This window comes from Micropruina sp. (assembly GCF_047606365.1).
GTDB lineage: Bacteria > Actinomycetota > Actinomycetes > Propionibacteriales > Propionibacteriaceae > Micropruina.
Map to the genome: position 1 here is coordinate 42758 of NZ_JASGEN010000031.1, position 8505 is coordinate 51262.

The window sequence follows — 8505 nt, forward strand, 5'->3', positions numbered from 1 at the left end:
ATCAGCAGTCGTTGACCCGGTCGTCCGCCCACAGCGGCGACCGGGTCTTCAGTTCGGGGGTGTCCACGTCGGGCTCGACCCGGCTGGCGTGCCGGAACTCGACCTCGCCGGCGATGGTGGCCCGCAACCGGGAGAGGACGTCATCGGGGCATGGCAGCGTCGGGGCAGCCTGAAGGTAGCGGCTGACGTCCTCTTCGGAGATCATGCTCGCTCCCTCTGTCGGTGACCCTGGGTTGGACGCAGCGACCCCGTCATCGGTTCCCATCTCAGTCCACCTCCTTGAGGTGCTGCAGCAGGACGGCCAGTTTGGCCCGGCCGCGGGAGCATCGGCTCTTCACGGTGCCGGGCGCGCAGCCGAGGATGCGTGCGGCCTGCTCCATCGAGTATCCCTCCAGATCAACCAGGACGAGGGCCGCTCGTTGATCGGCGCCGAGCTGGTGCAGTGCGGCGGTGACCTCGTCGGCGAGGCTGGAGCGGACGGCGGCGGTCTCCGGGTCGTCCCGGGTGGAGGCGAAGCTGAGTGAACGATCGGCGTCCTCGGGCAGCGGATCGGACGGCCGGGCCGCGATCCGGCGCAGCCGGTCGAAGCAGGCGTTGACGACGATCCGGTGCAGCCAGGTGGTGACGGCGGCGTCGCCGCGGAAGTCGGCGGCCCGGCGGAACGCCGAGATCATCGCGTCCTGTAGGGCGTCGGCAGCGTCGTCGGGACGGTTCATCACCCGGATGGCGATGCTCCACAGCCGGTCGGCGTGGCGTTCCATCAACGTGTTGAAGGCACGATCGTCGCCGGCGACATGTGCGGCCAGCAATTGGGCGTCGGTGGGTTCGCTGGTCATGCCGGCACCCTGGGCGGGCAAGCAGGTCGGGCGAACACGCCCCTGAGGCTAGCGGAGATGCTCGGATGTCAGGCTGCGGGTCTAGAGAATCGGAGGTCCACCAGGAACGGTAGGAAGGCCGGTTCGTGGGGCAGGTCGGGCGGCCGGCTGCGATACCGGTGGCCGGTGGGTGTTCGGATCGTGCTGGTGCCGTCCGGTTGCAGGCTGTGCCGCCAGCCGGGATGCTCCTTGAGCTGGTTGCACCGTTCGCACAGGCCCTGGCCGTTGGTGAGGCTGGTGGTTCCGCCGGCATGTACCGGTGTGATGTGGTCGATGTGCCGGATGGGTGCCCCGCACCACGGCGTCCGGCAGACCTCGTCGCGAGCCTTGATGAAGGTCTTCATTCCCTTGGGGAAGCGGCGCCGGCTCGATTCCATGGCGACCAGTTGACCGCTGCCGGGCCGGACGTAGAGTCGACGGACCCAGGCTCGGTTGTTGCCGATGGCGTCGGCTGCGAGTCCGCGGGCGATGGTGGCAGGGATGGGCCCGTGGTCATTGACTCGGGCCGGGGTTTCGCTGCCACCCAGGAGTGCTTCGTCGGTGATCACCAACTGGATCTCGATGTCGACCTCGCCCGCTTCTTCCTCCCCGGTTACCCGGCCAACGAGGGTGTCGGCCATCACCTGGTTCTTGGAGCGCTCATCCCCGGCGGCACGGGCGGTGTCGGCAGCAGCGGTGAGAGCGGCGTAGGCGGCGACGCCCTGAGCGACGGGCAGCAGGGCCGAGACGCGGGTCATGCAATCGGGCGCCGGCCGGATGGTGACATTCCGGTCAGCTTCGGCTTGTCCGATGCGGGCGATCACGCTGTGCGGGTCGAGTTCGTAGGCCAGCTTTCGGGCTTCGGCGGCGACCTGCCGGGTCGACAACTCGGCGAGCTTGGGGCCGAGTTCGGCATCGACCAGAGCTCGGTGGGCCTTCGACAGGCACGCGGTCTCGCGGGCGAGAACGGTGGCGTGCCACTCGGAGATCTCGCCGGCGGTGAAGGCCGCCATCGTGGTGGGCATTTCGGAGGTCAGTACGGCCGCGAGGCCGACCAGGGTGCTGGCCCGGTGGGGGGATTCGTGCCTGGCCAATCCGATCTCACCGGCCACCGAGACCGGCACTCGCTTCACGTTGCGGCCGTCAGCGCGGGCCTCGGTTTCGCGCACCTGACGCAGCTCGACAGTCAATCGCGCCTGGGCAGCAGCAGCCGCGTTTTTGAGGCGTTCCAGTTCGGTGATGTGGTCGATGAGTTCGACCGGGTCTCCGCAGGTCAGATCGACGACCGCGGCGACCATGCCGGTCAGTGCGGTGTCGTGCCTGCTGAGCGTCTCCATCTCTCTAGTGTAATAGTACAGATGTTTGAATACAAGAGATAGGTTGGATGTTTCTCGAAGTGGTCGGTGAGACCAGGGAGCGTCCAGTAGTTCATTGTCCCATGTGGCACCGACAGTTATGGCGCGGCTGGGTCTCGACAAGCTCGACCAACGGTGCAGGACTCGATCGAGGAGAATTGATTTCGGTCACGCTGTCGCATCCCTGTCCGCTCGTTCGTTGCCAAGATGGACGGCAACCGGCCGTCCGCGAACCAGGAGGATCACGATGACCGAGTACCTGCTCTCCGTCTGGCACGACGGCGATGTCGACACGATCAACGTCAGCGACGAGGACACCCAGCGGATGTACGCCCAGGTGGACGCCTTCAACACCAAGCTGCAGAGCGACGGCAAATGGGTCTTCGCGGGCGGTCTCACCGCGGCGTCCTCGGCGACCGTGGTCAGCCCGGGCGGCGAACTCACCGACGGCCCGTTCGCCGAATCCAAGGAGCAGATCGGCGGATTCTGGGTGATCCAGGCGTCCGATCTCGACGAAGCGCTCGCCCTGGCCCGCGAAGCAGCCAAGGCCTGCGAGGGCAAGGTCGAGGTCCGCGCCTTCCAAGGGGTCTAGGCCGGGTGAGCACGGCCCAGCTGGACGAGCGGATCGAACGGATCGTCCGCGATGAGTTCGGACGTGTGGTCGCAGCGCTGGCCCGCCGCTTCGGTGACCTCGATGTCGCCGAGGAGGCGGGTCAGGAGGCATTGGTGAGCGCCATGGAACGGTGGCCGACCGACGGCATTCCACCCAACCCCGGCGCCTGGCTGACCACCACCGCCACCAGGAAGGCGATCGATGTGCTCCGCCGAGAACAGCACCGGGGACCCAAACAGCAAGCGGCGCAGGCGATGCTGTCGCCGACCGCACGGGTCACTGCCGGCGTCGTCGACGAGCGTCTCGACGACCCCGCCGACGACGGGCCGGTCGCCGATGACCGGCTGCGGCTGATCTTCACCTGCTGTCACCCGGCGCTGGCCGAGCCGGCCCGGGTGGCGCTCACCCTCCGACTGCTCGGCGGGTTGACGGTGCCCGAGATCGCGGCAGCCTTCCTGGTGCCGGAGCGCACCATGGCGCAGCGGATCACCCGGGCGAAACGCAAGATCGCCGAGGCCCGCATCCCGTTCCGGGTGCCGCAAGCCGACGACCTGACCGAGCGGCTCGGCGGCGTCCTGGCGGTGCTGTTCCTCAGCTACAACGAGGCCTATCTGCCGCACGGTCCCGAGCAGCGGATCGATCTGGCGGCCGAGGTGGTCCGGCTCAGCCGGCAACTGGTCGAACTGCTGCCGGACGAACCGGAGCCGCGCGGCCTGCTGGCCCTGTTGCTGCTCAGTGAGGCGCGGCGTCCGGCCCGCTTCGCCGCCGACGGCACCCTGGTCCGGCTCGACGAGCAGGACCGGACGCGGTGGAACGCCGATCTGATCGCGCAGGGGCATGCCCTGGTTCGGCGCTGCCTGGAGCAGAATCGCCCGGGGCAGTACCAGTTGCTTGCCGCGATCAACGCCGTGCACACCGACGCCCTGACGGCCGCCGACACCGACTGGCGGCAGATCGTCACCCTCTACGACCAGCTGCTGACAAGGCTGGACACGCCGGTCGTCCGGCTGAACCGGGCGGTGGCAGTGGCCGAGATCGCAGGCCCGCTACCCGCGTTGGAACTGGTCGATGCACTCGCCGACCAGCTGGACGGCTACCACGCCTTCCACGCCACCCGGGCCGATCTGCTGCGCCGGCTCGGCCGGACGACACCGGCGGTGCAGGAGTACGACCGGGCGATCGAGACCGCCGACAACGCCGGCGAGCGGGCCTATCTGACCCGGCTGCGCGATTCGCTTCGTCCCCGCGGAGGCTGAGCTCAGCCGCGCACCTCGATGTTCGTGATCCCACCCTGGAAGTAGTTACCGGACTCGGGCGGCAGCGAGGTCAGGTAGACCAGCAGGAAGCGGGTCTTGACCGGCTTGTCCGGCTTCATCACCGCCGTTCCGCTGGCTTTGCCGACCGTGGCGATCGTCGCCCAGTCGGCTTGCGAACGCATCGGTGCGGCGGTGACGGTCGCGTCGGCGGGAATGCGCAGCTCCACCGCGGTGCCCTTGCCGATCACGCTGACGCTGACCTGGCTCACGGTCTTGGTGCTGCCCAGGTCGAGAACCAGGCCGACGCCGGGCTTGAGCCTGCCCAGCCGGGCGTCGCCGCGGTACCGCTCGGACAGCCAGGCGCTGTCGGGATCGTTGTCGATGGCGCGGGGCGCGAGACGCGCGTTCTCGTTGCCGCTGCCCCGGTCCGCGACCGGGTCGAAATCGGTGGCCGACACGATCGGGATCACCGCCGCCACGCTCGGGCTGGACGTCGCCGGGGTGCGCTGAGCGGTCAGCTGGTTGACCGCGACCCAGACCAGCGAGCCGGCCAGGACAAGGCCGAGCAGTCCGATCAGCAGCGCCAGGAACCGGCGCGGCGGACGTCCCATGCCGCCACGCTGCGGGGACGGCTGGATCAGCTGCTGGGTTCCGACCCGGGCCGGCGGCGGGATCGGGGTGAACGGCTCGGTGCTGGGATCGTCGGCCTTGAGTCCGGGGAACTGCCACGGCTCGGTCGACTCGCCCTCGTCGTCGGCGTCCGGATCGTCGACCAGCGAGGCCGGGGACGCCGGAGGTGCGGCGGGCTCTGCTTCCGGGCTGGGCACGGGCACGGTGAACACCGACGTGCCGGAGGTCTTGATCATCGCCACGGGCAGCCGCAACCGGCGCTCCAGGTCCGGCGCGGCGCTGGCCTGCCCCAGCACCGCACCCAGTTGCTGAGCGACCGCGCGGGCGGTGGTGATGCTGGTCTGCCGATTGCGCGGGTTCGGATTGAGGATGCGGTCGCACAGCGTGTCCAGCATCCGCGGGACGCCGGCCTTCACCTGGGCCGGAGTGAGAGTCCGGACGCCGTCGCGTGGCGCGGCGCGCAGGCCGAAGCCGTCGCCGTCCGGCCAGCGGTTGACCAGGCAGGCGTAGAGCAGCGAACCGAGCGCCCGGACGTCGGCGGCTTCGCCGGTGAGCGCCCGATCGTCGGGGTCGAGGGCCGCCTCGACCAGCAGGCCGACGATCCGGACGTTGCCGGCGGCGGTGATCACCACCGTGTCGGGGTTGATCCGCTCGTGGTAGAGGCCGCGGGTGTGCAGGGCGGCGAGCGCCTGCGCCAACTCCTTGACGATCCAGGCCGCCTCGACCGGCGACAGTGGCCCACCGGTCAGAACCTGCTCGAGCGAGGTTCCGGGGGCGTACTCGAAGACGATGTAGTGCTCGCCGCTGTCGAAGGCACCGGCGTCCAGCACCCGCAGGAACGCCGAATCGGGCGCTCCCGAGGCACGTTTCGCAACGCCGATCATCTCCTCGCCGCGCGGGTCCTCCGCGGGCAGCAGGTGCATCAGGACGGCCCGCGAAAGACGCTGGTCGAAGGCGCGCCAGGTGAGGGCCCGGCCGCGTCGGGCGAGCAACTCGTCCAGCCGATAGCGCTCGCCGAGCACTTGGCCGACCATTTCATCTGCGGCGTTGTCGTCGGCCTGGGCAGCGGGGTCGTCCGGATCGGGGTAGTGCAGCACCGCCTGATCGCCCTCGGGTTCGATGACGATGAACTGACCGGCGCCGTCCGGGTCGGTGTTGATCTGCTCGGGTTCAGGTTCCGGCTCGGGGTCGTCCTCCTTGTCGGACGGCGAAGCCTCGGAACGGAGCGGCTCGACCTCCTCGGCGACCTCGTCCGGCTGCCCGGTCACCACCGGATGCGGATTGCGGCGGCGTCGCAGCACGCCCAGCACCTGGGTGGCTTCACTGATCCGCAGCCGCTTGGCCGCGAAGAAGAAGGCCAGCACGGCGACCAGCGCGGCCAGCCCGAGGCCGACCAGGGTCAGCAGCGCCGACTCGAAACGGGTGAAGTACCAGGTGATCGCCCAGGCCAGCACCCCGCTGGGCACGGCCGCCACGGCCAGCTTGGCGAGGTGACGGATCAGGTCGCCGCCGTCCAGGCCGACCAGGCGCTTGCGCAGCGCCAGGTGGGAGAGCCAGGCGCCCAATATGTACGACAGGCTGTAGGCCAGCGCCAGCCGGGGCGCCACCGTGTTCACGTCGTGCCAGGCCAGCATGAAACCGACGGCCAAAGCGGTGTTGACGCCCGAGATCACCACCTGCAGCAGGAACGGCGTCCGGGTGTCCTCGAGTGCGTAGAAGCCGCGCAGGTACAGGTATTGGATGGTGTACGGCACCAGGCCGATGCCGAACGCCATCAGCGTCCAGGCCACGTAGTGGAAGTCGGTGGCGCCCTGGCCGAGGCCGAACGCGACCCGGGCGATCGGCTCGGCGAGCACGATCATTCCGATCGCCGCGGGCACCAGGAAGGTGACCGCCAGCCGGGTCGCCCGTTGCACCTCGGCGGCGACACCGATCATGTCCTTCACGGCGGCCAGCCGGGACGCGTGCGGCAGCATCGCGGTGGCCAGCGACACCGTCAACAGTGAATGCGGCAGCACCCAGATCAGATACGCCTGGTTGTAGACGTTGCTGCCGGCACCGGAGCCGCCGACCACCGCCGAGGTGGCCAGCCGGGTCACCACGGCCTGCGCGACCAGGGTCAGCGCGACATAGCCCATCATCCACTTGGCAAGGTGGAACGTGTGCCCCAGTCCGGTTCCCTTGAGATCCCAGCGGGGCCGGTAGCGGAAGCCGGTGCGGCGGTAGAACGGGATCAGGATCAGCGTCTGGGCGACGATGCCGAGGGTGGAACCGCCACCCAGCAGCAACGCCTGTTGGGTGCTGAACGGAGCCGAGGTGTCGAGGCCGCCCCAGAGCACCGCGTAGAGGCCGAGCACACCGATCTGCACCACGTTGTTGGCGATCGGCGCCCACATCATCGGGCCGAACGAGTCCCTGGCGTTGAGCACCTGGCCGATCAGGAAGAACGCGCCGTAGAAGAACAGCTGCGGCATGGTCAGGTAGGTGATGAAGACCAGCGACTGCCAGTGCGGCAGGCTCTGCCAGGCCGGATCGGTCCACAGCGTCAGCAGCCAGGGCACCGCCGCCACCATCAGCACGGTGACCACGGCCAGCCCCGCCAGGAAGGCGGTCATCACCCGGTTGACGTAGGTCTGCCCGCCGTCGGAATCGTTCTTGATGGCCCGGACAATCTGCGGCACCAGCACGGTGTTCAGCGCACCGCCGGCGAACAGCATGTAGAGGGTGTTGGGGATCAGCGTGGCCAGGCCGAACATCTCGACCTGCCGGGTGCTGTTGCCCAACGCGAAGGCGAGCAGGATCGCCCGACCGAAGCCGAGGATGCGCGACACCATGGTGCCTGAGGCCATCACGGCGGTGGCGGTCAACAACCGCCGTCCGGTCGTGGCGGGGGCTTCCCGGCCCTCGTCGCTCAAAGCTCCTCCTCGCGTTGCTTGCGGCGCACCTGACGGATGCGCAGCGCGGTCGTCGCCACCAGCACCACACCGGAGACGATGACAATGATCCACCCGATCACGCCCAGGTCGGTGACCTCGACCGCGATCCGGGTGCTTTCGCCGATCGGTTCGCCGGAGGTCGTCCGCAGGCTCGCGGTCACGTTGACCAGGCCGTTCGAGCTGGCTTCCGGCCGGACGTTGATGGTTTGGCTCTGCCCGGGGCCGACGGTGATCGGCGCCGTGTCGGCGATGCTGATCCGTTGCGGGTTGTCCGAGGCGAAGACCACCCGGACGACGATCGGCTCGGTGAGGTCGTTGATCACGGTGACCGGGAACTCGTTGCTGCGCGACGACATCAACACCCGCGGACTGGCCGAGAGCCGGACGTTGTCGGCGACCGCGTCCGAGCCGACCGTGCCGTTCACCGCGGCCAGCCACGGGGCGGTGCTGCTGCCGCCGATCCAGCCGGTGGAGACCAGCCGGCTCAGGGTGGCCGGCTCGTCGCCGGCGAGTTCGGAATCCGGCACCAGATCGCGGTAGTCGGCGAAATCGCCGGTGAGTGTGCTGAGCTGCCGGAACCGGAAAGCGGGCAGGGTGGTCGGTTTGGCGGGCAGCACCAGCGAGGCCGCCGGAACGTCGGCCTGGTCATCGAGCAGGCTGTCCAGTGCCGTGCGGGTCACCCAGCTCGGGCTGGTGGCGGTGTCCGCGGCGGCGGCGTCCGCGGTGTCGATCAACCGGACCAGCCCGCCGCCCAGAATGGCTTCGGCGTACTGCCGCTGGGCGCGTTGCACCGGCCCGTCGTCGGTGCCGGGCCCGCCCGCCGTCGCCGGCGGGGCGAGGCGCAGCAGGGTGGAACCGGAC

At 69.4% G+C, this 8505-nt stretch carries 7 protein-coding genes; 2 read left to right on the plus strand and 5 right to left on the minus strand.

Features of this window, described 5'->3' with window-relative positions:
* Position 1: 1 nt before the first annotated feature.
* From QM624_RS04530 to QM624_RS04540, 3 genes are all read right to left on the minus strand, one after another.
* A complete protein-coding gene (locus QM624_RS04530) occupies positions 2-205 on the minus strand; it encodes a hypothetical protein (RefSeq protein ID WP_415089168.1) in 204 nt (67 codons plus the stop codon).
* A gap of 61 nt (positions 206-266) precedes the next feature.
* Positions 267-836, minus strand: a complete 570-nt coding sequence (gene sigM, locus QM624_RS04535; protein WP_298132181.1) for an RNA polymerase sigma factor SigM — start codon at positions 834-836, stop codon at positions 267-269.
* Positions 837-904: 68 nt separating this feature from the next.
* Entirely contained in the window at positions 905-2191 is a 1287-nt protein-coding gene (locus QM624_RS04540) for a DUF222 domain-containing protein (RefSeq protein ID WP_415089170.1), read from the minus strand.
* Between the two features lie 265 nt (positions 2192-2456).
* On the opposite strand from QM624_RS04540, the gene QM624_RS04545 reads away from it, so the two are divergent.
* Positions 2457-2801: a YciI family protein gene (locus tag QM624_RS04545; protein WP_415089172.1), complete on the plus strand. Its 345-nt coding sequence runs from the start codon at positions 2457-2459 to the stop codon at positions 2799-2801.
* A 5-nt stretch (positions 2802-2806) separates the two neighbouring features.
* Entirely contained in the window at positions 2807-4078 is a 1272-nt protein-coding gene (locus QM624_RS04550; protein ID WP_415089174.1) for an RNA polymerase sigma factor, read from the plus strand.
* A 2-nt stretch (positions 4079-4080) separates the two neighbouring features.
* Here the strand turns inward: QM624_RS04550 and murJ are convergent, their stop codons facing one another.
* Positions 4081-7623, minus strand: coding sequence for a murein biosynthesis integral membrane protein MurJ (gene murJ / locus QM624_RS04555; protein WP_415089177.1), 3543 nt, complete (start codon positions 7621-7623; stop codon positions 4081-4083).
* Positions 7620-8505: DUF6049 family protein (locus QM624_RS04560; protein ID WP_415089179.1), on the minus strand; the 886-nt coding region annotated here is incomplete at its 5' end. The genes murJ and QM624_RS04560, both read right to left, overlap by 4 nt.